This window comes from Bacillus sp. FSL W8-1202, from assembly GCF_038006165.1.
Taxonomy (GTDB): Bacteria; Bacillota; Bacilli; order Bacillales; family Bacillaceae; genus Bacillus; species Bacillus subtilis.
The window spans coordinates 1548469-1571244 of the sequence record NZ_JBBOUR010000001.1 but is presented as its reverse complement, the minus strand read 5'-3'; the positions used below and the strand labels follow the sequence as shown (position 1 = coordinate 1571244).

The window sequence follows — 22776 nt, the reverse complement described above, 5'->3', positions numbered from 1 at the left end:
CTTTATGTTGACCTCTGTTCTGAAATAGCTGTCACTTCAATTCCGGCAGCTTTGAGCTGTTTTCTGATTTTTTGCGCAAATGTCAGCGCATGGGCTCCATCTCCATGAATGCAGACTGTATCTGCTTTTAATGACACATCATGTCCTTGCTGAGATTTGACCGCCCCTTCTTTCACCATTTTGATGACCTGGGTGACGGCGGCATCATCACTTTCAATGAGTGCGTCCGGCTGGGAGCGCGGTGTCAGCGTGCCGTCCGATTGGTATGTTCTGTCGGCGAACACTTCATTTGCGGTCTGAAGTCCGATCCGTTCTCCCGCTTTTACGAGCTCGCTCTCAGCAAGACCGAAAAGAATCAGGCCGGGATCAACCTTATAGACAGCTTTCGCGATGGCATCCGACAGTTTTTGATCGACTGCCGCCATATTGTATAAAGCGCCATGCGGCTTGACGTGCTGCATGTGAAGTCCCTCTGCTTTTAGAAAGCCAGAGAGCGCGCCAATTTGATAAACGACAAGATCATACGCTTCCTCAGGAGAAATCGCCATATTGCGGCGCCCAAAACCGAGTAAATCCGGCAAGCCCGGATGCGCGCCGATTTTGACGCCTTTTTCCGCTGCAAGCGCGACGGTTTTTCGCATAACACTAGGATCTCCTGCATGAAATCCGCATGCGATATTCGCTGATGTCACATACTCTAAAATATCTTGGTCAAGGCCTATCTTGTAGGCTCCGAAGCTTTCTCCTAAATCACAGTTTAAATCAATCTGAAACACAGAATCCCTCCTGCCAAAGCAAACGATATGCTTTATGTCATTTATTGTCCCGAAATTCGGAAAGACTATTCCGAATTTTTGAATTTTATTTCATTATAAGTGAATCATATCAGTTTGTGAAATACTTTTGTCAGAAAACCTACCATGGTCCCAGAAGAAAACCTGCCAAACTAAAAAAGAGAGTCCATCTTAGGACTCTCTTTTTTTATAGTACCCAATGGCGAATCGCTTTAGCGACACCATCCTCAATATTTGTATCCGTGATATAATCAGCCGTTTCTTTTACAATGTCTTGCGCATTGCCCATTGCGACGCCAAGACCCGCTTCTTTGATCATCGCAATATCATTAAGGCTGTCGCCCATCGCCATCACATTCTCCATTGTAAAGCCGAGTTTTTCCGTAACCTTGGCAAGGGCTGCAGCTTTGTTGATGCCAAGCGCGTTGACTTCAATGTTTGTCGGACTTGAATTTGTGATTTCGAGCTCTTTGTTTTTTCTCAGCTCCTCAAGCACTTCGTTTCGGATATCGTCATCCTCGATGTCAAAGCCGAATTTGAGCCATTCATGATCCGTAATGTTTTCCGGAAACTCGCCTCTCCATACTTTATTCACCGTAGAAGCCCAGAAATTAGTGTTGTGCTTATTCCGCAAATCCCACATCATTTGAATATGGTCCGTATGAAGCAGCTTCCGTTCCACCAAATTAAAATTCGAATCCCAAATTTCACTGCCGTTTGCCGTGATTAGAAAGGATGACAGCTTTAGCGATTCCGCCAGTTCCCGGCACGTCATCAGCGTCCGGCCCGTGCTGATCACCACATACACACCTTTATCCTCCGCTTCACGAATGGCTTTGCGGTTTTCATCCGAGATCAGCTGCTCGTCGTTCAGCAGTGTACCATCCATATCAATTGCGATCAGCTTGATATCTACATCTTCTCTTTGAACAGACATATATGTACCTCTCTTTATCTTTTTGTTGTGCTTCTCTCTATTCTAATACATTATACCCAGCGGGACAAAAAAGCGATTTCCTATGTTTGAGGAGAACGGATAAGAGGAAAACAAACGGTGAGGTGATCAAACATGACAGAAAAAAAACAGCAAAACAAACCAAATGAAAACCCCGAGCACAACGACTTAACCGATCCGATTCCTAATGAAGAGCTGAAGGAAAATATGAATGATGAAAAACACAAACGCCAGCAAAGAGATAACTCTCAAAGCGAACGGGATTACGACACAAAATAGAACCCCTCACAAAATGTTGTGAAGGGTTTTTTTCATTTTTCAATATAGATGCCGATTTCAGCTTCAGCAACAGGCTGCTCTCCAACTGATGCCTTGGCATGTCCGAACACAAACCCGCGCCGATTGCGCGTGACTTCAAACGTAAGATCAAGCCGGTCCCCGGGCACAGCTTCTCCCAGCTTTTCCGCTTTCTTCACCGAAGACAATAATCCCAAGCTGTTCTCATCTGTAATTCCTGTAAAAGCCGCGGTTTGCGCAAGCGCTTCAATCACAAGTGAAAACGGCATTTCTGTTTGCGTATCAGTGATAAACCAGTCGTTCTCGCTAATCAGCTTATAAGCTGCCGCATGTTTGCCGGGCTCGCTATCCGTCACGCCATCAATAAACAAAAATGGATAGCGGTGAGGCAAAGATAATGAGTTCATTTTATATCTCCTTTTTTTTGACCATTATATCTCAGCCTAAAGTGAAACGATAGGATATAATGGAAAAAACACAAAAGGAGGCCGTTATGTCCCCAAAACCGCTTGTCATTCTCGTACACGAAATATACGGTGTAAACAGCCATATGAAAAAGATGGGCCGGCTGATCAAAATGGCTGGATATGATGTGTTGACGCCCAACCTGCTCGGCGAGGATGAAGTCTACACACTGCAAGAAGAAAAAACGGCATACGAACAATTTACAAAACACGAACGGCTGAAAACGGGAGAAACCATCATCCAGAATTTGATCAGACAAAACGCCGGACGGCACATCTTTGTGATTGGATTCAGCGTGGGGGCTACTATCGCATGGAAATGCAGCAGTATGCCTGAGGTGAGCGGATCGGTTTGTTATTACGGTTCCCGGATACGCGACTCTCTTCATCACGTGCCAGCCTGCCCGGTCCTATTGTTTTTCCCTAATTATGAGCCGTCGTTTGACGTAGCGCTTCTTATCAAAAAACTGCGGGAAAAACAGCATACCCATCTTGAGATTTATCAATTCGATGCGCTTCACGGCTTCGCCAATCCTGATTCTGTTTATTTCAACAGGGCCCTTTTCTTCCAAACGCTCTCTATCATAAAAAACGGGGCGGAAAGCCGGCTCCGCACCGTTTCATCATCATTTTTTTAAACGTGCACGGCGCTTTATTATCGGTGCCGTCATGTTCCATGTTCTTTTTGCATTGCATTTTATTTTGCCTGTCTCATCTCACCGAATGGATAAAAGACGAGAGATTCAGTACCGATGATATCGTCCTCAGAAGGCATGCCCATTCCGTTTCTGCTATCCAGTGAATTGAGACGGTTATCTCCCATTACAAAATATTTACCGGATGGAACCTCAACTTCGAAGTCACCCGTTAAGGTTACACCCGATTCTTTGACCTCTTGTTGTTGTTCCTTTAAGTACGGTTCTTCCACCTTTTTATTATTTATGTACAGCTGATCATTTTTCATTTTAATGCTGTCACCAGGCAAACCGATTAAACGTTTGACAAATGAGCGGCCGCTCTTTTTGTCATGAATGACTATGATGTCGCCTCTGTGAAACCCGCCAGTCCATTTGACTGCTTTATCAACCAGAATTCTTTCTGAGTCTTTAAGCGTTGGGGCCATTGATGATCCTTCAATAAGAAAAGGCTTGTAAAACACCAATCTGATCGTAAAAATGAGAGCTGCGATCATAATGATACTGAGTACAACGATCGTTTTGATTTTTCTTTTTTTCTTTAACGTGATTGTTTTTGCATTCAACTTCCTTCACCCGATGCTTTCCTAAGAATTCCAAATTATTATACAGCATTTGGATCTGCTTGGTTAGACCTTCGTGGAAATTTTCGTAAGGAAATGGACAGGCCGGGGCAGCCATCTGCCCCGGCCTGATTCATCAGAGCTTTCTTAAGCGCGAACAGATTTCATCAGTGACCTCAGCCGTTGTGCTTTGTCCCCCAATGTCGCGTGTTTTGATGCCGTTGGCAGTCACTTGCTCCATTACATCCAGAATTTTCGCCCCCAGCTCTTCCTCTCCGAAGTGGTCGAGCATCAGCTTCGCTGTCCAAATCTGGCCGATCGGATTGGCAAGGCCCTGTCCGGCAATGTCAGGAGCTGAGCCGTGAACCGGTTCAAACATGGACGGATATTTGCCGGATGGATTGATGTTCGCAGAAGGCGCAATGCCGATGCTTCCCATCAGGCTTGAGCTGATGTCGGTTAAAATATCACCGAACAAGTTGCTCGCCACAATGACATCAAACGTTTCCGGACGCGTCACAAAAAAAGCGGCCAGCGCATCAATATGCTGAGATGATGTTTCGATTCCGCTATAATCAGCGGCTGTCTGCTGAAAGACTTCATCCCAAAACGGCATCGCGTGATAAATGCCGTTAGACTTTGTGGCGCTTGTCACATGGCTGCGCCGTTTTTTCGCCAATTCGAAGGCAAAGCGCATGACACGTTCTGTCGCTTTTCTCGTAAACACGGCATTCTGGATGGCGATTTCATCATCGCCTCTGTGAATGCGCCCGCCGACTTCACTGTATTCACCTTCACTGTTCTCGCGAATCACCACGAAGTCAAAATCATTTGGATGCAGAAGCGGCGACGTAATGCCTGCCATTTGTTTGGCGGGTCTCATATTAATGGAAAGCTCAAGCTCCCTCCGGATTTTCAGCAGCAGTCCCCATAACGATATATGATCGGGAACCAGCTTCGGATTTCCGACGGCTCCCAAAAAAACCGCTTCAAATTGAGTAAGCGTATGTATTCCATCTTCGGGCATCATTTTGCCGTGCTCCAAGTAATAATCACAGCTCCATGGAAAAGCCGTGAATGAGAATGACAAACCTCCGTGTACCTCAGCCGCTGTATGAAGCACTTTCTCAGCAGCCGCTACAACCTCTTTTCCTACTCCGTCTCCCGGTATTGCCGCAATCTCGAATTGTTTCATCGTCATTCTCCTCCCCCTGTTTTCGTAAGCGCTTTCTATTATACTAGATTGCGAGATAGTAAAAAAAGCCCGTGACATTGTGTCACGGGTGGTCGGTTATTGATTAAGTTTCTTTAAAATGATGGCGTGCAACGGTTCATGGGACTGAATGCCGCACACCTCTTGAAGTACGCCGCTGTATCCTTTTTCTTCGATCAGCGCTTGCAGTTCAACCGCTTCAGGGTCACCGGTGAAATCGAAGCGCAGTGCTGCGGCAATTCCTTCCGCCAGTGCATACGGTTCTTTTATTTTCTTTGCCGGACCTACAAGCCTATCATTTTCTCCCAGTTTTCTGAGAGGTGACCTCGCTACGCGGGTCACATCGTCCGAAATGAAAGGATTTTCAAAGCGACCGATGATTTTTTTGATATATTGTTCGTGTTCAGTTTGCTTAAAGCCATACGATTTGACGAGATAGTCACCAGTTTCAAGCAGCGCCGAATGAACGACACGGCGGATTTCTGGATGATCGATTGCTTCTTTGACCGTCTTGAGTCCGCGCTGATAGCCGACATACGCTGTCACCGCGTGTCCGGTATTGACCGTAAACAGCTTCCGTTCGATGTACGGCGTTAAATCATCAACAAACAGTGCGCCGTTTATGACTGGTGTTTTCCCTTTAAAGCCTGATTCATCAATGACCCATTCGAAAAATGGTTCAACCGATACTTTCAGCGGGTCTTCATGATGCTGAATCGGGACGATCCGGTCAACGGCAGAATTCGGAAAACCTACCGTTTCACTGACGGATTTCTGCTCTGCTTCCGTTAAATGGCTGTATATCTCTTTCTTTAAGAAGCTGCTTCCGCCAATCATATTTTCGCAGGCAATGATATTCAGTGTGTTTCCAGCGTTTCTCCGTCTTAAACCTTCTGCGATAGACGGAGCAATCAGCTTCAGCACGTTCGGGCCGACAGCTGTTGTGATGAGCGCCGCCTCATTCATCAGCCGATACAGCTCCTCGGGCTGACTGCCGCTGTTAATAGCGCTCACCGGGCCAATGATCTCCGATGAACGTCCCTCTTCCGCCAGTTCCACTGTGTATTCTTTTTTTTCATTGAGGAGGCTGACCATCGTGTCGTTCACATCCGCAAACACCACATCATAGCCGGAATGGTGAAGCAGCGCGCCGATAAATCCTCTCCCGATATTTCCCGCACCGAAATGTAAGGCGATCATGTCAGTTCACCTCGTTGAAAATGGCAATCAAATCTTCTTCGCTTTTAGCGGAGATCAGGCGTTCAATATTTTCTTCTTCTGAGCAGATAATGGCGATGTTAGACAAAATGTCTAAATGCTCATTATTTTTACCCGCAATGCCGAATACCACTTTTGCCGTGTTGCCTTCTCCGTACTCAACGCCCTCTGGAATCTGTATGATTGAAATCCCTGAGTGAAGCACCTCGCTTTTCGCTTCTTCTGTGCCGTGTGGAATGGCAATGAAATTCCCCATAAACGTAGAAGACGTTTCTTCACGTTCAAACATTTTGCTAATGTAATCCTCTGTCACGTAGCCGTTGTCAATCAGCGTCTGGCCTGCCAATTTGATGGCCTCTTCTTTTGATGATACCGTTTGATTGAGTTTAATATTTTCCTTTGCGAGTACTTGCATGAGTATCACTCTCTTTCTATAAGATTACTTTTTCAGCTTTTCAATCAGCTCGTCGTATTTCGGGCTGTTTAAGAAGTTATCCACTGATATGTGTGTCGCGTTCGGCAGCTTTGCTTTCGCGCGGTCTGTTAAATCTTTGTGGGTGATGACAATATCCGCATCGCTTGGCAGATTGTTAATGGCCGTGTTGGTCACACTGATGTCAAGCTCCGCTTTTTTCACTTTGTTTCTTAAGATGGATGCCCCCATGGCACTTGATCCCATTCCCGCATCACACGCAAAGATAATTTTGTTCACGCTTTCAGGAGACAGCTCAGACGCTTCTTCTGCTTTGGCTTGTTCCGCCTCTAAAGCAGCTGCTGCTTGGCTTTTCTTCCCCTTCATGGACTGCATTTTTTCTGTTGCGGCAGCCAGGTCTTCTTCACTAGCTTTTGAGGATTTCAGGATCACTGCTGAAACGATGAACGATACAGCTGCAGCGACCAATACACCCGCCAATACGCCGAAATAGCCTCCTCTTGGCGTCATTGCCATCAATGCGATAATGCTTCCCGGTGACGCTGCCGCGACAAGTCCGGCATTAAAGATCGTAAACGTTAAGAGTCCGCTTGCTCCGCCGGCAATGGCTGCAAGAATCAGGGCCGGTTTCATCAGAATGTACGGGAAGTAAATCTCGTGAATCCCGCCGAAGAAATGGATGATCGCCGCACCGGGAGCCGTTGATTTTGAAGATCCTTTGCCAAAGAACATGTACGCCAGCAAAATGCCGAGCCCCGGTCCAGGGTTTGCTTCTACTAAAAACAGAATTGATTTTCCTGTTTGGGATGCTTGCTCGATTCCGATCGGGCTTAAGATTCCATGGTTTATGGCGTTGTTAAGGAACAACACTTTCGCCGGCTCTACAAAAACACTGGCTACCGGCAGTAAATTAGCGTGTACAATGACTTCCACACCAGCCGCCAGCAATTTATTTAGCGTCAGGACAACCGGGCCGATAGCGTAAAACGCGAGAATCGTTAAAGCCGCGCCGACAATCCCTGCCGTAAAGTTGTTGATCAGCATTTCAAAGCCTTGCTTGACTTTATCCTTGAATAATTTATCAGTCTGTTTAATGAGGTATCCGCCAAGCGGACCCATAATCATTGCGCCTAAAAACATTGGAATATCCGATCCGACAATCACCCCAATTGCCGCTGTCGCTCCGACAACTCCGCCGCGGTGGTCGTAGATCATTTTTCCGCCTGTATACGCTATCAAAAGCGGCAATAAATACGTAATCATCGGGCTGACCAGCGTGTTCAGCTGTTCATTCGGAAACCATCCTGCCGGAATAAACAGCGCGGTAATGATACCCCACGCGATAAACGCGCCGATATTCGGCATGATCATTCCGCTCAAATAACTCCCAAAGCGCTGCACTTTCACTTTCATGCCGCCTTGCTGCTGTTCTTGCTGCTGCATATATAAACCCTCCCTGTTTTGTTTGTCGCTGTAAGATACAAAAATATGTTCAGAGAATGATGCTTCCCTTTGACTCTATGTTAAAACGCTTACAGTCCCTATACAATTGAAAGTAAAGAGGACTTTGGCACATGACTGTGACAATTTTTTAAAAATAAAAAGGCTCCTGGTTTCAGGAGCCTTTTCTCTTTCCTCTATAAATGATGTTGCCATTTTGAATCACGTACTTTGCAATCATCCGCTCACTCACAATAAAAACGGGATACGCGCACACAAGCGCAAATACAGCCATCGGCACGTGCTGTACAGCCGGCAGCACTGAGCCTGCCGCATTGCGGAGGAGCAGCAAAAGATAAATAAGCAGCACGATGGCCGCTAATGATACCAGCATAATCGGAGCTGATACTTTATATTCATAAAGCCGTTCCCGGCAGTGTCCGCAGCGAAATTGACAAGGCACATTTGATGATCTGACCATATCGCCTGTCAAAGGTTTGCCGCAGTTCGGGCATGGTGTTTCTTTCATAGGATATTCCTCACTTTCTATTCCATCTGTCTATTATACCAGAGTCCCTTCTGTTTCGTTTTGTTGCTGTTCAACACATTTTCACATTTTTTATCATCCACTTACTTGTCTCCGTCTCTAAAATCCTCTACGCTTAAATAGATCTTAATGAAGAGGGTGTATGAATGCTTCCGATTAATAGACAGCAACACATACTGAAGTGGCTGAAAGAAGAAGGCTCGCTTAGAATTTCTGACATCAGCGCAAGGTTCGGCGTTTCGGAAATGACGGTATATAGAGATGTCAATCAGCTGGTTCAGTCAAATCAGGTCATAAAAACCGCCGGCGGCATCACGCTCCCCGTCCGAACACCTCAAACAGATCATATGTGCAGCTATTGCTTGAAGCCAGTCAATCAAGCTCATTCGGTTCAGCTGATTACGGTAAACCAAGACATTGAACAGCTATGCTGCGCACATTGCGCGTTTTTGCGTTACGCGGATAAAACGGAAGAGGTTTCACACTTGATTTGCAGAGATTTTCTGTTACAGACAACCGTCAGTGCCGGTTCGGCTTATTTCGTCGTAAATGCTGAATTGAACCTGCACTGCTGCCAGCCGCAGGCCATTCCGTTTGCGACGCTCGATCATGCCGAACGATTTCAAAAAGGATTCGGCGGCGCCGTCCGCACTTTCGACCAAGCGCTGGAAGACATGCTCAAAGACAGAAAGAAACGCTGCACCTGCACCAAGAAATAACACAACACATACAGCGGAAGGTGGTGTCTGAGTGATGAAGCGAAACAGATGGTGGATCATTCTTCTGCTTTTTCTTGTTTTCCTGCCGAAAACAAGCTTTGCTCACGCCTATATTGTCAAATCTTCACCTGGGGAAAACAGCGAATTAAAAAGCGCCCCTGCGCAGGTGGAAATCGAATTTAATGAACCGGTTGAAGAAGGGTTTCATTACATTAAAGTCTTTAATTCAAACGGCGACCGTGTGGATACGGACAAGACTGAAATCAAAAAAGATAATCATCACATCATGACAGTGAAGCTGAAGAAGAATCTGCCTCATGATGTGTACAGAGCGGAATGGAATGCCGTATCCGCGGACGGGCATCCTGTTTCCGGCGTCATTCCGTTTAGTATTGGGAAAGCGGATGGCGGATTCAGCAGCCAAAAAGCAGCCGACTCAGCTCTGAATCCGGGAACAGCAGCAGATCGCGCGATTCTGTATACAGCCTTATCTCTGTTTATCGGAACGGTTTTCTTCCATCTTTTCTGGTATAAAGGGAAATCAGAACAGTTCGTCAAACGGACGAGACGTATCCTGACCGGCTCGATCGCAGCATTGGGGCTGGCGCTTTTGCTTCAGCTTCCGATTCAGACAAAAGCGAACGCAGGCGACGGCTGGGGCAGCGCATTCCAGCCGGGCTACATCAGAGAAACACTGTTTGAGACAGCAGGCGGCTCCATTTGGATCATACAGGCCGCTCTGTTCGTGCTCCTCGCACTGTCTGTCATTCCTGCGATACGGAAAAACCGCTTTTCATCCTTTGGCTATTGGATAGCGCCGCTCATTTTCTTTTTCGGTCTCCTGCTTGCCAAGGCGTTTACCGGGCATGCTGCTGTCGTTGAAGAAAAAACGGTCGGCATTTTGATGGATTTCCTTCATTTAACTTCCGCTTCCATCTGGGTTGGCGGAATAGCGGCACTCGTTTTGCTGCTCTCAAAAGAATGGAGGCAGCCTGACAAAACGCTCGCGTGGGAGACGGTCAGACGGTTCTCCCCATGGGCGCTCACTGCAGTCGGCGTCATTTTGTTTTCAGGCTTGCTCAATGGATTTTTCATCATTCGTTCAATGGATTCACTGTTCCATACAGCGTATGGCCAAGCTCTTTTAGTGAAAAGCGGGCTGTTTGTTTTCATGCTGGTCTTAGGCGCGATTCATTTTCTGCTTACCAGAAAGCAGCGCCGCACAGGAATCAGCCGAACGTTGAAAGCGGAGTGGGCAATCGGCATCGCTGTATTGATCACAGCGGCCGTGTTTACAAGCCTGCCAAGCCCGCCTGAGCCAGCGCCGGAACCGTTCTACCAAACCAAAGCGATTGAGAACGGACAAAGCGTTTCTCTCAGCATCAGCCCAAACCAGCCCGGAAAAAATGTTTTTGAGCTGCGTGTCACCGACCATAACGGAGATCCCGTGAAAAACATCCAGCAAATCACGTTAACCGTTTATAAAACAGGTCTGTCAGGCAGCGAAAACAAAAGCACCTTTACATTAAAAGAAAAAACAAAAGGCGTCTTCCAGGATCAAAACCTGTCGATTAATGAAAAAGGAAACTGGAAGATCAAAGTCCACGGCCTGACCGGCGACTTTAACGAAATCAATATCATGTTTACAAAGACCAATTAAGGAGTGTTTACGTTGTTGAAAAAAATCGCATTGACACTATGTCCGGCTATTGTCGGCTCCCTCTTATTCTTTACGGCCCCTGCCAGCGCGCATGTTTCTGTAAAACCGGCTGAGTCTGCTGCAGGCTCTTGGGAAACGTATACAATAAAGGTTCCTTCAGAGAAAAATCTGCCGACAACGAAGGTTGTCCTCAAAATGCCGAAGGATGTTGAATTCCAGCAATATGAGCCAATTCCGGGCTGGAAGGTTTCCACTCAAAAACATGATGACAAATCAGTGTCCGTGACATGGGAGGCGACTGACGGAGGCATTCAGGAAGGACAGTTCCAGCAGTTTACCTTTGTTGCCAAAAACCCTGACAAAGCGGAGGAAGCTGCTTGGGACGCATATCAATATTACAAAGACGGCAGCATTGTCGAGTGGACAGGTGACGAGGATGCGGATACACCTCATTCCATTACAAACATCACGTCTGCAAAGCAAGTGACAGATGAGCACGGCGCCACGAAAACAGAAGACGATTCCGAAGACTCAGGTTCTTCAGCTCTAGACATTACAGCGATTGTGCTGTCTGCGGCTGCCATTATTTTATCTGTAGCAGCACTTGTTAAGAAAAAGCGTGCGTAATAAAAAAGCGATCCAGATGTCATGTCTGGGTCGCTTTTTATGTTTAACCGCGGCCTGCCTGGAAAGAAGGATATTTCGTCATTCCGCCGTCCGCAAACAATGTGATGCCTGTAACGTAGCTGGATTCCTTCGAAGCAAGCCACACTGCCACTGCGGCAATTTCCTCCGGTTCGCCGATATAGCCCATCGGGATCATGCTTTCTACATCTGCTTTCTGTTTAGGGTCAGCGAATTTTTCAGCATTGATTGGCGTGTTGATCGCACCTGGCCCGATATTGTTGACGCGAATGCCCTTCGGCGCGTATTCCAACGCTAATGTTTCTGTCATCAGCTTTATCCCGCCTTTACTTGCCGCATAGTGGACAAATAACGGCCAAGGAATCACTTCGTGCACACTGGACATGTTAATGACATTTCCCTTGATATCGTTTTCTACGAAATATTTAATCGCTTCACGGCTTCCTAAAAAGGCACCCGTTAAGTTCGTGCCGATGACTTTATCCCAATCCTTGAGCGGCATTTCGTGAGATGGTACAGGATTTTCAAGACCGGCATTATTAATCATAATATCGAGTGTGCCGAACTCCTTAATTGCCGTTTGCACGATATTTTTTACATCTTCCTCTTTCGTGACATCTCCTTGGACGACAACAGCTTCACCGCCCGCCTTGATGACCTCTTCTTTTACCTCGTTTGGATCTTGTTTATTACTATAATAGTTGATAACCACTTTTGCCTGCTCCTTGCCGAAGCGAATAGCCATCGCCTTTCCGAGCCCTGAAGCAGCTCCTGTAATAGCGACGACTTTTCCTTTTAAATCCGGATACATATACATCCTCCTCCATTTGTTATGAATTTGTTTTGGCGATTCCTAAGAATACGGCGGCGGCAATAATCAGGATAATCCCGATCGCAATTGCTATTAGCTGGCGTTTCGTTTTCTTTTCACGCAGGATGAAAATACCGCCGAGCGTAGAAATGACAATTCCCATTTGTGAAAGGGAAAAGCTCGTTGCAACGCCGACTCGCGGCTGAGAAATAAACAAAAACATATTTCCGCCTGCCCAGATTAACCCTGGGAGAATATTTCTGATCGCATACTTGTTAAAGGGTTTGTGTCTATAGGTTAAAACTAACCCCCCGACCACCATGCCAATTGCCTGTGGCAGCAGCGCGGACCAGCCGGACACATTGAATAATCTAGCCACGACTACATAAACCAAATAACCAAGAGTCGAAACAAGGAGAATCAAAATGCCCTTTTTCAAATTGCTTGGCTCGCCCTCTTTTTTATCATTCTTATCTTCCAAGGACGTGAGAATGATTCCTACAATGATAAAGATCAAAGCGAGAACGCCAAGCGTAATCGCAATCGGTGTTGACCATTCGCGGAACACGATCACACCGAACAGCGAGGTGGAAACGAGCTGCATTCCTGTGGAAATCGGCATTGTTTTCGACACGCCCATCAATTGAATGCTTTTCAGCTGGTTGGCCTGTCCAAGTGACCAAAATAAGCCGGATACGATTCCAACAATAAAAATGCGAAGGGACAGAACGGGCTGAACAAAAAAGTAAATAACGATAGAAACAATGAGCGCCCCGATCGTCGTTCCCAGTGTCTGGCTGTACGGCCCGCCGCCTAATTTCACATTGAAGAGAACAATGCTCCCCCAAAACAAAGCCGGGAGAAGAGCCAATAATAAATCCATTGTTGGGGAACCTTCTTTCAAAATGTATTTGCTGTTATTTTGGCTGGAATTGTTGTGATTATTCGCCGGAACACAAAAAGAGCTGCCGGAAAATCCGGCAGCTCTCAGGAGCGTGCATTCTTTTATAAACCGATGGACAAATATTTTGTTTCAAGGTACGGCTCGATGCCTTCTGAACCGCCTTCACGGCCAACGCCGCTTTCTTTCATTCCGCCGAATGGCGCTTGAACAGCTGACGGTCCGCCGTCATTCCAGCCGATAATGCCATACTCTAGATTCTCGGAAATATAGATGCCGCGGCGGTAGTTTTCTGTGAAGAAGTAAGCAGCCAAGCCATACGGTGTATCGTTGGCAAGCTGAATCGCTTCATCAATATCAGAAAACGTGACGATCGGGGCGACCGGGCCGAATGTTTCCTCATGCATGATGTTCATGGACGTATCGACATCGGTGAGCACTGTCGGATTCACAAAGTAGCACCCTTTGTCATCGTTTCGGTCATATGTGCCCCCAGCAATCACTTTCGCGCCTTTTTCAACCGCATCATCTATTTGGCTGACGATTTTTTCAAAGCCTCGTTTATTGATGATCGGTCCGACATTGACGCCTTCCTCAAGTCCATTTCCGACTCTCAGCTTAGACACTTGCTCGCTCAGTTTCGCAGCAAATTCATCCTTGATGGATTCATGAACGATCAGGCGGTTGGCACATACGCAGGTTTGGCCGGCGTTTCGGTATTTGGACGCCATCGCCTGTTCAACGGCAAGGTCAATGTCTGCATCTTCATCTACGATCAGCGGGGCGTGTCCGCCGAGCTCCATTGAGACGTGCTTCACGGTGTCCGCGCTGTTTTTCATAAGGATTTTCCCTACAGGTGTTGAGCCTGTGAACGTGATTTTGCGGATTTTCGGACTGCTTGTGAACACATTTCCGATTTCTTCTCCATCGCCGATTACAACCTGAAGAACATCCTTCGGAATGCCCGCTTCATATGCGAGGCGTGCTAGTTCATAAGCAGACAGCGGTGTGTCCGGCGCCGGCTTGATGATAAATGTACAGCCAGCGGCAAGAGCAGGCGCCGCTTTGCGTGTAATCATCGCATTCGGGAAATTCCAGGGCGTGATAGCTGCAACGGGGCCGACCGGCTGGCGTGTGACAACAATTCGTTTACCCGTTGTCGGGGCCGGGACCGTTCTTCCGTACACACGCTTCGCTTCTTCTGCGAACCATTCAATATAGCCTGCACCGTAAAGTACCTCGCCGACTGCTTCCTGGTAAGGTTTTCCGTTTTCCTTTGTAATTAAATCTGCAAGTTCTTCTTTATGTTCAACAATCAGCTCATACCATTTTTTCAAAAGAGACGCTCTTTCGTTCGCTGATGTTTTAGACCACGTTTTAAACGCTTGATGTGAACGTTCAATGGCTTCTTCTACTTCTTTGGCTGATTGCTGAGGAATCGTTTTGATCTCCTCGCCCGTAGCCGGGTTGTAGACCGTTAATTGATCTGGCATATTGAACATTCCTTTCTTTTCATGATTACTTAAAATGATAGCAGACCCAGCCGTTTTCTTTCCAATGATTAAGCTCGCAGGCCCGCCTCCAAGATGCTGAGCCCTTCATTTAATAGGCTGTCTGAGATGACGAGCGGTGTCAAAAAGCGGATGATATTACCGTTAATTCCCGCTGTCAGCAAAAGTAATCCGTTTTGATTCGCATAGGCCGCGATCGCTGCTGCTTTTGCCTTATCAGGCTCACGCGTGTCAGGATCCTTGACGATTTCGATTGCGGCCATCGCCCCGAGTCTGCGGATGTCACCGATGAACGGGAATTCTTGTTTCCACTCATACGCCTTGTCTTCAATGATTTTGCCAATTTCTTCAGATCGCTCATTCAGTCCTTCTTCTTCAATAATATCCAAGACTGCCAAAGCCGCCGCGCAGCCGAGCGGGCTGCCGGCATACGTGCCGCCCAGCTCCCCTGGCGCTGCCGCATCAAGCATTTCCGCACGCCCAATCACACCGCTTAATGGCAGGCCTGCCGCAAGCGATTTAGAAACCGTGATCAGATCGGGCACTACATCAAAGTGCTCAATTGCGAAATAAGTGCCAGTTCTGGCAAAGCCGGTTTGGATTTCATCAGCAACAAAAACAATGCCGTGTTCTTTGCAGAATGAAGCGACGTGCTGTACGAACCGTTTCGAAGGAATAATAAATCCGCCTTCTCCCTGCACTGGCTCCATCACGACACACGCCACCGTTTCAGGCGCCACTGAAGCGATAAAGAAATCATTGAATGCTTGAATGACCATATCGTCATAGCTTTCATCACTCATGCCGGCCGGCTTCTGATAATAATAAGGGAACGGCGCTTGATAAACCTCTGGCGCAAAAGGTCCGAAACCGAATTTATAAGGTTTTACCTTGCTTGTCATGCTCATCGTCATATTCGTGCGTCCATGAAACCCGCGCGTAAATGAGACAACGCCTTGACGCTTTGTATACTTTCTGGCGATTTTCACAGCGTTTTCGACCGCTTCTGCCCCTGAGTTAAGAAAAATCGCTTTTTTCTCATGGCTGCCCGGCGCGATGCCGCACAGTTTTTCGGCTAATTCGATATAAGTCGGGTACATCATGACATTAAAACCAGGATGAATCAGCTCCTCCGCCTGCCGCTTCACAGCCTCAACCACCTTCGGATGCGAGTGTCCGACATTTAACGTGCCGATGGCGCCTGCAAAATCAATAAATCTCCGGCCATCCAGATCGTACAGCTCGGCCCCTTCTCCTTTGACCGCCAGACTGCGGTTGCCGTTGCTCACACCTTTTGACACAAATTGATCCCGTTTTTGCTGCCATTGTGCAGTTGTGATGCTTGCTGTTGTTTGACTCATGTGAATATCCCCCTGTCGGTATTTTCTTATCATTCTGACTTCCCTTTGGTATGATGAAAAGTACCAATTATAACTTTTTGATGGTATCAGAAGGAGAAACTACAAAATGGATATCACAATTACACTCGATCGTTCAGAGCAAGCCGATTATATCTATCAGCAAATTTATCAAAAGCTGAAAAAAGAAATCCTCAGCCGCAATCTGCTGCCGCACTCGAAGGTTCCCTCCAAGCGGGAGCTGGCTGAAAATCTCAAGGTCAGCGTAAATTCAGTGAATTCAGCCTATCAGCAGCTGCTGGCTGAGGGGTATTTGTACGCCATTGAACGAAAGGGTTTCTTCGTGGAGGAACTAGACATGTTTTCCGCCGAGGAGCACCCTCCATTTGCACTGCCGGATGATCTAAAAGAGATTCACATCGACCAGAGCGATTGGATATCGTTTTCACACATGAGTTCCGATACAGACCATTTTCCGATCAAAAGCTGGTTCCGCTGCGAGCAAAAAGCGGCCTCCCGCTCATACCGCACGCTCGGCGATATGTCACATCCGCAAGGGATATATGAAGTGAGAGCTGCCATTACCAGGCTCATTTCCCTGACGAGGGGTGTAAAATGCAGGCCAGAACAAATGATCATAGGGGCAGGCACACAGGTGCTCATGCAGCTGTTGACTGAGCTTTTACCCAGGGAAGCCGTGTATGCGATGGAGGAGCCTGGCTACAGGCGCATGTATCAGCTTTTGAAGAATGCCGGAAAACAAGTAAAGACGATCATGCTGGATGAAAAAGGCATGTCGATTGCTGAAATCACCAGACAGCAGCCAGATGTGCTGGTGACCACCCCGTCGCATCAGTTTCCGTCCGGAACGATTATGCCTGTATCCAGAAGAATTCAGCTGCTGAACTGGGCAGCCGAGGAGCCGCGCCGATATATCATTGAGGACGATTATGATAGTGAATTCACATATGATGTAGACAGTATTCCGGCGCTGCAAAGCCTCGACCGTTTTCAAAATGTCATCTATATGGGAACCTTTTCAAAGTCCCTTCTCCCCGGATTGCGGATCAGCTATATGGTGTTGCCGCCTGAGCTGTTGAGGACATACAAACAGCGGGGCTATGATCTGCAGACTTGCTCATCACTTACACAGCTCACCCTGCAGGAATTTATCGAGTCTGGTGAATATCAGAAGCATATAAAAAAAATGAAGCAGCATTATAAAGAAAAGAGAGAAAGCCTGATCACCGCTTTAGAAGCAGAGTTCAGCGAAGAGGTTACCGTAAAAGGAGCAAATGCGGGGCTGCATTTTGTTACCGAATTTGATACCAGGCGCACCGAACAAGACATCCTGTCACATGCTGCCGGTCTGCAGCTTGAAATATTCGGAATGAGCCGATTTAACTTGAAGGAAAACAAGCGGCAAACGGGCAGGCCCGCTCTCATTATCGGCTTTGCACGGCTGAAGGAAGAAGATATTCAGGAGGGTGTGCAGCGGCTTTTCAAAGCGGTTTACGGACATAAAAAGATCCCCGTTACAGGGGATTGATTCACCAGCGGTCCTGGTCTACATTCAGCACGGCTTCAAGCAGGCCCGGAAATGCCTTTTCAAGGTCTTCAGCGCGAAGCGAATAATACCGGCGCTTTCCTTCTATCCGAACTTGAGCGATGCCCGATTCTCTCAAAACTTTAAAATGATGCGACAAAGTCGATTTGGCAACCTGCACATCTGCACAGGTGCTGCACGTTTTTTCTTTTGCTTCAGCTAATTGCTTGACGAGCTCTAAACGAAGCGGATCACTAAGTGCATGAAGAACCTTTGTCAGCTGCAATGTTTCTGTTTCTGGATGGTTTGGAATGTTCATGACACAAATGTATCACACAACAATTAGAATGACAATTTTACTATTTAAGGGTTTTTCCTTTACCTCATTTAGAATACATGTTACATTTAGTTCGATGAAATTCGAACAATAAATTCGCATAACAACGGAGGAGATTTAAATGATCGTATTACAAGCTTACATCAAAGTAAAACCAGAAAAACGCGAGGAATTTTTGAGCGAGGCTCAATCACTTGTTCAGCATTCAAGAGCTGAGGAAGGCAACGCGCAATACGACCTATTCGAAAAAGTAGGCGAAGAAAATACATTTGTCATGCTTGAAAAATGGAAAGATGAAGCGGCAATGAAATTCCATAACGAAACTGCGCATTTCCAAGGGTTTGTCGCAAAAGGAAAAGAACTGCTGAGCGCTCCTCTTGATGTTGTCCGCACAGAGCTTAGCGAGTAAAGGAAGGGTGTCTCATATGAATGAAGTGATTAAATCTTTAACAGACCACCGCTCGATTCGCAGCTACACAGATGAGCCTGTAGCTCAGGAACAATTGGACCAAATCATTGAAGCGGTGCAATCAGCCCCTTCTTCTATCAACGGACAGCAAGTGACTGTGATCACAGTCCAGGATAAAGAGCGCAAAAAGAAAATCTCCGAACTGGCAGGCGGCCAGCCATGGATCGATCAAGCTCCTGTTTTCCTGCTGTTCTGCGCAGATTTCAACCGGGCCAAAATTGCGCTTGAAGATCTGCATGATTTCAAAATGGAAATCACAAATGGATTGGAATCTGTTCTTGTCGGCGCAGTAGACGCTGGTATTGCCCTCGGCACAGCAACAGCAGCGGCTGAGTCACTCGGACTTGGCACAGTTCCGATCGGTGCGGTTCGCGGAAACCCTCAAGAGCTGATCGAACTGCTTGAGCTTCCAAAATACGTGTTCCCTTTATCCGGCCTTGTCATTGGGCATCCTGCCGACCGTTCAGCGAAAAAACCGCGCTTGCCGCAGGAAGCTGTCAATCATCAGGAAACTTATTTGAATCAGGATGAGCTGACGTCTCACATTCAGGCATACGACGAACAGATGTCTGAATACATGAATAAACGGACAAACGGAAAAGAAACAAGAAATTGGTCACAGAGCATCGCTTCCTACTATGAGCGCCTGTACTATCCGCACATCCGTGAAATGCTTGAAAAACAAGGATTTAAAGTTGAAAAATAAGCTCTTATTCGGCCTGTCGGATTTTCCGGCAGGCCTTTCATTTACCCGGTTAAAATCCATTGACTTTTATTTTGTTTATTTGGTAAAATTTTTTCATAGTTACTCATTGGTTTTCTGTGAACCAATGGGTTTTCTAATGTTCAAGAAAGAAGGAAGCCATGAGATGCTTGATAAAAAAACAGATATCTTGTTAGCCGCGCGAAAGCTTTTTTCGGAAAAGGATTTTACGTCGGTTTCCATGCAGGCGATCGCAGAAGAATGTAAGATGTCAAAAGCTTCGATATATAAGCTGTTCCAATCTAAAGAAGATCTGCTTTTGGAGCTGCTGTCATTTAACCAGAAGCAAATGGTGGCCGCGGCCTCAAGACTTCAGGAAAATACCGCACTTACACCGGAGGAGCGTTTGACGCAAAAGGTCAAAATGGAACTGGAGGGCTTCAGGCGGAATCAGCAGTTTTTCAATATGCTGACCTACGGAAACCCCAAGCTGCATAATGACCGGGTCAAACAGCATATCCATCAGACCAGATCGACGATTATCTGCTGGCACCGCGATTCGCTGATCCAGGCGTATGGAGAAACCATTCTCCCGTTTGTGTGGGATTTGGTTATCATTCTTCACGGCATGATGCGTGAGTTTTTAATGCTGATCAAAATCGAGGAAAAACCGCTTGAGCTTGACCCGATCGCAGAGTTTATCATCAGCACCCTCAATCAGATTATCAAAAACAGGGAAACCCGCCAGTCTCTTCTTCCGCCCGAAGCCATCGAGCTTTATATTCATTCAGCATCCTCCTACAAGCCAAAGGATAAATCAGTCCTATTATCGGAAAGCCTGAAGGAATTACATAAAGGCATCTCTTCCCTGTCCGCCGCGGACTATGACGTAGATGAACTGACATCCGCAGCCGCCATGCTGGAGGAAGAAGCGAAGAAGGAAGAACCCCGCGCTTTTTTACTCAAATCACTGATTGGCTATCTGGAACAAACCAGTGTTTTAACACAGCCCGTTTCCATGTTAAAAACACTGTTAATTACTTAGAGAAAAGAAGGGATATGTATTGAACACAAGTATTGAACAAAAACCTTTTAACCGTTCTGTCATTGTCGGCATTTTGTTAGCCGGAGCGTTTGTGGCGATTTTGAACCAGACATTGTTGATTACCGCACTTCCCCATATCATGAGGGATTTCAATGTCGATGCCAACCAAGCACAATGGCTGACCACATCATTTATGTTAACCAACGGGATTTTAATTCCGATTACCGCGTTTTTAATTGAGAAATTCACAAGCCGGGCGCTGCTCATCACAGCAATGAGCATTTTCACTGCCGGAACAGTCGTCGGAGCGTTCGCGCCGAACTTCCCGGTTCTGCTGACAGCGCGTATCATTCAAGCGGCCGGAGCCGGCATTATGATGCCGCTCATGCAGACTGTATTCCTGACAATCTTTCCGATTGAAAAGCGCGGCCAGGCTATGGGTATGGTCGGATTGGTCATCTCATTCGCGCCTGCGATCGGACCGACTCTTTCCGGATGGGCTGTCGAAGCTTTCTCTTGGAGATCATTGTTTTATATTATTCTACCGTTTGCTGTGATTGATTTGATTCTTGCCAGCATCCTGATGAAAAACGTGACGACTTTAAGAAAAACACAGATTGATATTTTATCAGTCATCCTTTCAACATTTGGGTTCGGCGGCCTTCTGTACGGCTTCTCAAGCGTCGGCTCTTATGGCTGGTCCAGTTCAACCGTCTTGATTTCACTGCTGGTGGGTGTCATCGCGCTGCTCTTGTTTATCACAAGACAACTGAAGCTTGAAAAACCGATGCTGGAATTCCGTGTCTTCACGTTTGGCGTTTTCAGCTTAACAACACTGCTGGGAACCCTCGTCTTTGCATTATTGATCGGTACGGAAACCATCCTGCCGCTTTATACACAAAATGTCAGAGACGTCACAGCTTTTGATACAGGGCTTATGCTCCTGCCGGGAGCTGTTGTGATGGGCTTCATGTCACCGATTATCGGCAGAATTTTTGACCGTGTCGGCGGAAGAGGGCTGGCGATTGCCGGTTTCTGCATCATCTTCCTGACATCTCTGCCGTTTATGCAGCTGACTGACCATACGTCACTCGCTTGGATTGTCGTTTTATACACCGTTCGTCTTTTAGGCACCGCCATGATCATGATGCCGGTGACAACAGCCGGAATCAACGCGCTTCCGCGCCACTTGATTCCGCACGGAACTGCGATGAACAACACGATTCGCCAAGTCGGCGGCTCGATCGGAACCGCACTATTGGTTTCCGTGATGAGCAACCAGGCGGCACATGCAGGCACGACAAATGTGAAGCACGCCGCCCTGCACGGCATGAACTCCGCTTTTATTGTGGCTGCCGTCATTGCACTTGTCGGCTTCCTTCTCTCATTCACATTAAAGAAACCTCAGCGCCCTGCCGAACAGCAGCCGGCACGCTAATCAACCAAAAAGAGCCCCGCTATTTAGCGGAGGCTCTTTTTGGTTTTACTTTTCTAAACCGTCTTTCACTTCTTTGATCATTTGCGCCATAGACTCAAGACCGCCTCCTGATAAGTACCAAGTAGCAGAATCAAGGTAGACGACATGATCATTTTTCACTGCGTTTACATTTTTCACATAATCATTTTCAACGACTTGTTTAGTAGATGATGTTTCACCGATCGCTGTACCGCGGTCAATGACAAACAGGTAATCCGGGTTTGTTTTTGAAATGTACTCGTAAGAAACACTTTGTCCGTGAGTAGACGCTTTGATGTTTTTATCAGCCGGTGTCACGCCAAACACGTCATGGATCAGGCCGTATCTTGATTTAGGACCGAATGCGCTGATCTTCCCGTCGTTCGCCATGATGACGAGACCGTTTTTGTTAAGCTTTTCAGCCGTTTTCTTTACATCTGCGATTGAATGATCGATTTTTGCGAGTTCATCCTTCACTTCATCTTCTTTATCGAAGATCTTACCGATTGTTTCTGCGTCAGACTTAAATGATTCCATATACTTCGCTGTGTCTACGCCAAGGTAAATTGTCGGCGCAATTTCAGAAAATTCTTTGTAAGACTCAGATTGTCTTCCTGAGATAATGATCAAGTCAGGATCTAAATCTGCCACTTTCTCGAAGTCTGGCTCTTTTAAGCTTCCGACATCAGCATATTTGTTATCCTTGAATTTGGACAGATATTTAGGAAGGGCTTGTTTCGGCAGTCCCGCTACTTTATCATCAAGGCCCAGTTTATCTAGTGTATCTAAGCTTCCAAAGTCAAATACGACAACTTTTTTAGGGCTCTTCGGTACTTTTGTTCCGTTTTTGTCCAGCTGGTGTTTCACTGTGATTTGTTCTTCCTTAGAATCAGAACCTTTGCTGCTTGTGCTTTGGTTTCCGCATGCAGAAATCACAACTGCCGTCACCAAAGCGATGAATAGTAACGCGAACTTTTTCATGCTCTTCACCTCTTC

General features: G+C 46.7%; 25 protein-coding genes. 10 read left to right on the top strand and 15 right to left on the bottom strand.

Annotation, left to right across the window (positions count from 1 at the left end; translation table 11 throughout):
• Window positions 1-2: 2 nt before the first annotated feature.
• Window positions 3-776, bottom strand: coding sequence for a 5-oxoprolinase subunit PpxA (gene pxpA, locus NSQ09_RS08155; RefSeq protein ID WP_015715254.1), 774 nt, complete (start codon window positions 774-776; stop codon window positions 3-5).
• A 205-nt stretch (window positions 777-981) separates the two neighbouring features.
• Entirely contained in the window at window positions 982-1731 is a 750-nt protein-coding gene (locus NSQ09_RS08150; protein WP_003234424.1) for a phosphoglycolate phosphatase, read from the bottom strand.
• 132 nt (window positions 1732-1863) lie between these two features.
• Between NSQ09_RS08150 and NSQ09_RS08145 the strand changes: the two genes are divergently transcribed.
• On the top strand, window positions 1864-2028 hold the full coding sequence (locus NSQ09_RS08145; RefSeq protein ID WP_003234425.1) for a hypothetical protein: 165 nt from the start codon (window positions 1864-1866) through the stop codon (window positions 2026-2028).
• A 32-nt stretch (window positions 2029-2060) separates the two neighbouring features.
• Here NSQ09_RS08145 and NSQ09_RS08140 read toward each other — a convergent pair whose 3' ends face one another.
• Complete coding sequence (locus NSQ09_RS08140) at window positions 2061-2453, bottom strand: 3-hydroxyacyl-ACP dehydratase FabZ family protein (RefSeq protein ID WP_003246580.1); 393 nt, start codon at window positions 2451-2453, stop codon at window positions 2061-2063.
• A gap of 86 nt (window positions 2454-2539) precedes the next feature.
• Here NSQ09_RS08140 and NSQ09_RS08135 point away from each other — a divergent pair, with 86 nt between their 5' ends.
• Window positions 2540-3148: a dienelactone hydrolase family protein gene (locus tag NSQ09_RS08135; RefSeq protein WP_017696165.1), complete on the top strand. Its 609-nt coding sequence runs from the start codon at window positions 2540-2542 to the stop codon at window positions 3146-3148.
• A gap of 59 nt (window positions 3149-3207) precedes the next feature.
• Here NSQ09_RS08135 and sipU read toward each other — a convergent pair whose 3' ends face one another.
• The 6 genes from sipU to NSQ09_RS08105 all read right to left on the bottom strand — a co-directional run bounded on the left by sipU (window position 3208) and on the right by NSQ09_RS08105 (window position 8601).
• Window positions 3208-3771 (bottom strand): signal peptidase I sipU, encoded by a 564-nt coding sequence (gene sipU / locus NSQ09_RS08130; protein WP_017696164.1) that lies wholly within the window; start codon window positions 3769-3771, stop codon window positions 3208-3210.
• A gap of 133 nt (window positions 3772-3904) precedes the next feature.
• Window positions 3905-4969: a tartrate dehydrogenase gene (locus NSQ09_RS08125; protein ID WP_017696163.1), complete on the bottom strand. Its 1065-nt coding sequence runs from the start codon at window positions 4967-4969 to the stop codon at window positions 3905-3907.
• A gap of 90 nt (window positions 4970-5059) precedes the next feature.
• Window positions 5060-6181, bottom strand: a complete 1122-nt coding sequence (locus tag NSQ09_RS08120) for a mannitol-1-phosphate 5-dehydrogenase (RefSeq protein ID WP_017696162.1) — start codon at window positions 6179-6181, stop codon at window positions 5060-5062.
• 1 nt (window position 6182) lies between these two features.
• Window positions 6183-6614 (bottom strand): PTS sugar transporter subunit IIA, encoded by a 432-nt coding sequence (locus NSQ09_RS08115; RefSeq protein WP_003246714.1) that lies wholly within the window; start codon window positions 6612-6614, stop codon window positions 6183-6185.
• 24 nt (window positions 6615-6638) lie between these two features.
• Window positions 6639-8075, bottom strand: a complete 1437-nt coding sequence (locus tag NSQ09_RS08110; protein WP_010886406.1) for a PTS mannitol transporter subunit IICB — start codon at window positions 8073-8075, stop codon at window positions 6639-6641.
• Window positions 8076-8247: 172 nt separating this feature from the next.
• A complete protein-coding gene (locus NSQ09_RS08105; RefSeq protein WP_017696160.1) occupies window positions 8248-8601 on the bottom strand; it encodes a hypothetical protein in 354 nt (117 codons plus the stop codon).
• A 164-nt stretch (window positions 8602-8765) separates the two neighbouring features.
• On the opposite strand from NSQ09_RS08105, the gene ycnK reads away from it, so the two are divergent.
• From ycnK to NSQ09_RS08090, 3 genes are read left to right on the top strand one after another with little or no spacing between them, the layout of a single operon-like run.
• A complete protein-coding gene (gene ycnK, locus NSQ09_RS08100) occupies window positions 8766-9338 on the top strand; it encodes a copper uptake transcriptional regulator YcnK (protein ID WP_014478845.1) in 573 nt (190 codons plus the stop codon).
• 34 nt (window positions 9339-9372) lie between these two features.
• On the top strand, window positions 9373-10998 hold the full coding sequence (gene ycnJ, locus NSQ09_RS08095) for a copper transporter YcnJ (protein ID WP_014478844.1): 1626 nt from the start codon (window positions 9373-9375) through the stop codon (window positions 10996-10998).
• A gap of 12 nt (window positions 10999-11010) precedes the next feature.
• The gene (locus NSQ09_RS08090) at window positions 11011-11625 is read left to right on the top strand and encodes a YcnI family copper-binding membrane protein (protein ID WP_041057787.1); all 615 of its coding nucleotides are present in this window, start codon (window positions 11011-11013) and stop codon (window positions 11623-11625) included.
• 43 nt (window positions 11626-11668) lie between these two features.
• Here the strand turns inward: NSQ09_RS08090 and gdh are convergent, their stop codons facing one another.
• The 4 genes from gdh to gabT all read right to left on the bottom strand — a co-directional run bounded on the left by gdh (window position 11669) and on the right by gabT (window position 16227).
• Entirely contained in the window at window positions 11669-12454 is a 786-nt protein-coding gene (gene gdh, locus NSQ09_RS08085; protein ID WP_014478842.1) for a glucose 1-dehydrogenase, read from the bottom strand.
• 19 nt (window positions 12455-12473) lie between these two features.
• Entirely contained in the window at window positions 12474-13337 is an 864-nt protein-coding gene (glcU, locus tag NSQ09_RS08080; protein WP_003234455.1) for a glucose uptake protein GlcU, read from the bottom strand.
• Between the two features lie 122 nt (window positions 13338-13459).
• A complete protein-coding gene (gabD, locus tag NSQ09_RS08075; protein ID WP_341030876.1) occupies window positions 13460-14848 on the bottom strand; it encodes a succinate-semialdehyde dehydrogenase in 1389 nt (462 codons plus the stop codon).
• A 68-nt stretch (window positions 14849-14916) separates the two neighbouring features.
• Window positions 14917-16227 carry a 4-aminobutyrate--2-oxoglutarate transaminase gene (gene gabT, locus NSQ09_RS08070; protein WP_046160059.1) on the bottom strand — a complete coding sequence of 437 codons (1311 nt, stop codon included), beginning with the start codon at window positions 16225-16227 and terminating at the stop codon, window positions 14917-14919.
• A 106-nt stretch (window positions 16228-16333) separates the two neighbouring features.
• On the opposite strand from gabT, the gene gabR reads away from it, so the two are divergent.
• A complete protein-coding gene (gene gabR / locus NSQ09_RS08065) occupies window positions 16334-17773 on the top strand; it encodes a MocR-like transcriptional regulator GabR (RefSeq protein ID WP_341030874.1) in 1440 nt (479 codons plus the stop codon).
• A 1-nt stretch (window position 17774) separates the two neighbouring features.
• Here the strand turns inward: gabR and NSQ09_RS08060 are convergent, their stop codons facing one another.
• Window positions 17775-18089 carry an ArsR/SmtB family transcription factor gene (locus NSQ09_RS08060; RefSeq protein ID WP_003234476.1) on the bottom strand — a complete coding sequence of 105 codons (315 nt, stop codon included), beginning with the start codon at window positions 18087-18089 and terminating at the stop codon, window positions 17775-17777.
• Between the two features lie 139 nt (window positions 18090-18228).
• On the opposite strand from NSQ09_RS08060, the gene NSQ09_RS08055 reads away from it, so the two are divergent.
• The 4 genes from NSQ09_RS08055 (at window position 18229) to NSQ09_RS08040 (ending at window position 21762) form a co-directional block, all read left to right on the top strand.
• Window positions 18229-18516, top strand: coding sequence for a putative quinol monooxygenase (locus NSQ09_RS08055; protein WP_003234477.1), 288 nt, complete (start codon window positions 18229-18231; stop codon window positions 18514-18516).
• 16 nt (window positions 18517-18532) lie between these two features.
• Window positions 18533-19282, top strand: coding sequence for an oxygen-insensitive NADPH nitroreductase (gene nfsA, locus NSQ09_RS08050; protein ID WP_003234479.1), 750 nt, complete (start codon window positions 18533-18535; stop codon window positions 19280-19282).
• Between the two features lie 163 nt (window positions 19283-19445).
• Window positions 19446-20324: a TetR/AcrR family transcriptional regulator gene (locus NSQ09_RS08045; RefSeq protein ID WP_014478837.1), complete on the top strand. Its 879-nt coding sequence runs from the start codon at window positions 19446-19448 to the stop codon at window positions 20322-20324.
• Window positions 20325-20343: 19 nt separating this feature from the next.
• Window positions 20344-21762 (top strand): MDR family MFS transporter, encoded by a 1419-nt coding sequence (locus NSQ09_RS08040; protein WP_041340166.1) that lies wholly within the window; start codon window positions 20344-20346, stop codon window positions 21760-21762.
• 45 nt (window positions 21763-21807) lie between these two features.
• Here the strand turns inward: NSQ09_RS08040 and yclQ are convergent, their stop codons facing one another.
• Entirely contained in the window at window positions 21808-22761 is a 954-nt protein-coding gene (gene yclQ, locus NSQ09_RS08035; protein WP_017696154.1) for a petrobactin ABC transporter substrate-binding protein YclQ, read from the bottom strand.
• Window positions 22762-22776 lie beyond the last annotated feature (15 nt).

Coding starts and splice junctions, on each gene's coding strand:
- gabR (WP_341030874.1), top strand. CDS start 16,334: ATGGATATCACAATTACACTCGATCGTTCAGAGCAAGCCGATTATATC.
- gabD (WP_341030876.1), bottom strand. CDS start 14,848: ATGCCAGATCAATTAACGGTCTACAACCCGGCTACGGGCGAGGAGATC.
- gabT (WP_046160059.1), bottom strand. CDS start 16,227: ATGAGTCAAACAACAGCAAGCATCACAACTGCACAATGGCAGCAAAAA.
- gdh (WP_014478842.1), bottom strand. CDS start 12,454: ATGTATCCGGATTTAAAAGGAAAAGTCGTCGCTATTACAGGAGCTGCT.
- NSQ09_RS08145 (WP_003234425.1), top strand. CDS start 1,864: ATGACAGAAAAAAAACAGCAAAACAAACCAAATGAAAACCCCGAGCAC.
- NSQ09_RS08125 (WP_017696163.1), bottom strand. CDS start 4,969: ATGACGATGAAACAATTCGAGATTGCGGCAATACCGGGAGACGGAGTA.
- nfsA (WP_003234479.1), top strand. CDS start 18,533: ATGAATGAAGTGATTAAATCTTTAACAGACCACCGCTCGATTCGCAGC.
- NSQ09_RS08105 (WP_017696160.1), bottom strand. CDS start 8,601: ATGAAAGAAACACCATGCCCGAACTGCGGCAAACCTTTGACAGGCGAT.
- ycnK (WP_014478845.1), top strand. CDS start 8,766: ATGCTTCCGATTAATAGACAGCAACACATACTGAAGTGGCTGAAAGAA.
- NSQ09_RS08115 (WP_003246714.1), bottom strand. CDS start 6,614: ATGCAAGTACTCGCAAAGGAAAATATTAAACTCAATCAAACGGTATCA.
- ycnJ (WP_014478844.1), top strand. CDS start 9,373: ATGAAGCGAAACAGATGGTGGATCATTCTTCTGCTTTTTCTTGTTTTC.
- NSQ09_RS08140 (WP_003246580.1), bottom strand. CDS start 2,453: ATGAACTCATTATCTTTGCCTCACCGCTATCCATTTTTGTTTATTGAT.
- NSQ09_RS08055 (WP_003234477.1), top strand. CDS start 18,229: ATGATCGTATTACAAGCTTACATCAAAGTAAAACCAGAAAAACGCGAG.
- yclQ (WP_017696154.1), bottom strand. CDS start 22,761: ATGAAAAAGTTCGCGTTACTATTCATCGCTTTGGTGACGGCAGTTGTG.
- NSQ09_RS08120 (WP_017696162.1), bottom strand. CDS start 6,181: ATGATCGCCTTACATTTCGGTGCGGGAAATATCGGGAGAGGATTTATC.
- NSQ09_RS08110 (WP_010886406.1), bottom strand. CDS start 8,075: ATGCAGCAGCAAGAACAGCAGCAAGGCGGCATGAAAGTGAAAGTGCAG.
- glcU (WP_003234455.1), bottom strand. CDS start 13,337: ATGGATTTATTATTGGCTCTTCTCCCGGCTTTGTTTTGGGGGAGCATT.
- NSQ09_RS08045 (WP_014478837.1), top strand. CDS start 19,446: ATGCTTGATAAAAAAACAGATATCTTGTTAGCCGCGCGAAAGCTTTTT.
- NSQ09_RS08135 (WP_017696165.1), top strand. CDS start 2,540: ATGTCCCCAAAACCGCTTGTCATTCTCGTACACGAAATATACGGTGTA.
- NSQ09_RS08060 (WP_003234476.1), bottom strand. CDS start 18,089: ATGAACATTCCAAACCATCCAGAAACAGAAACATTGCAGCTGACAAAG.
- NSQ09_RS08150 (WP_003234424.1), bottom strand. CDS start 1,731: ATGTCTGTTCAAAGAGAAGATGTAGATATCAAGCTGATCGCAATTGAT.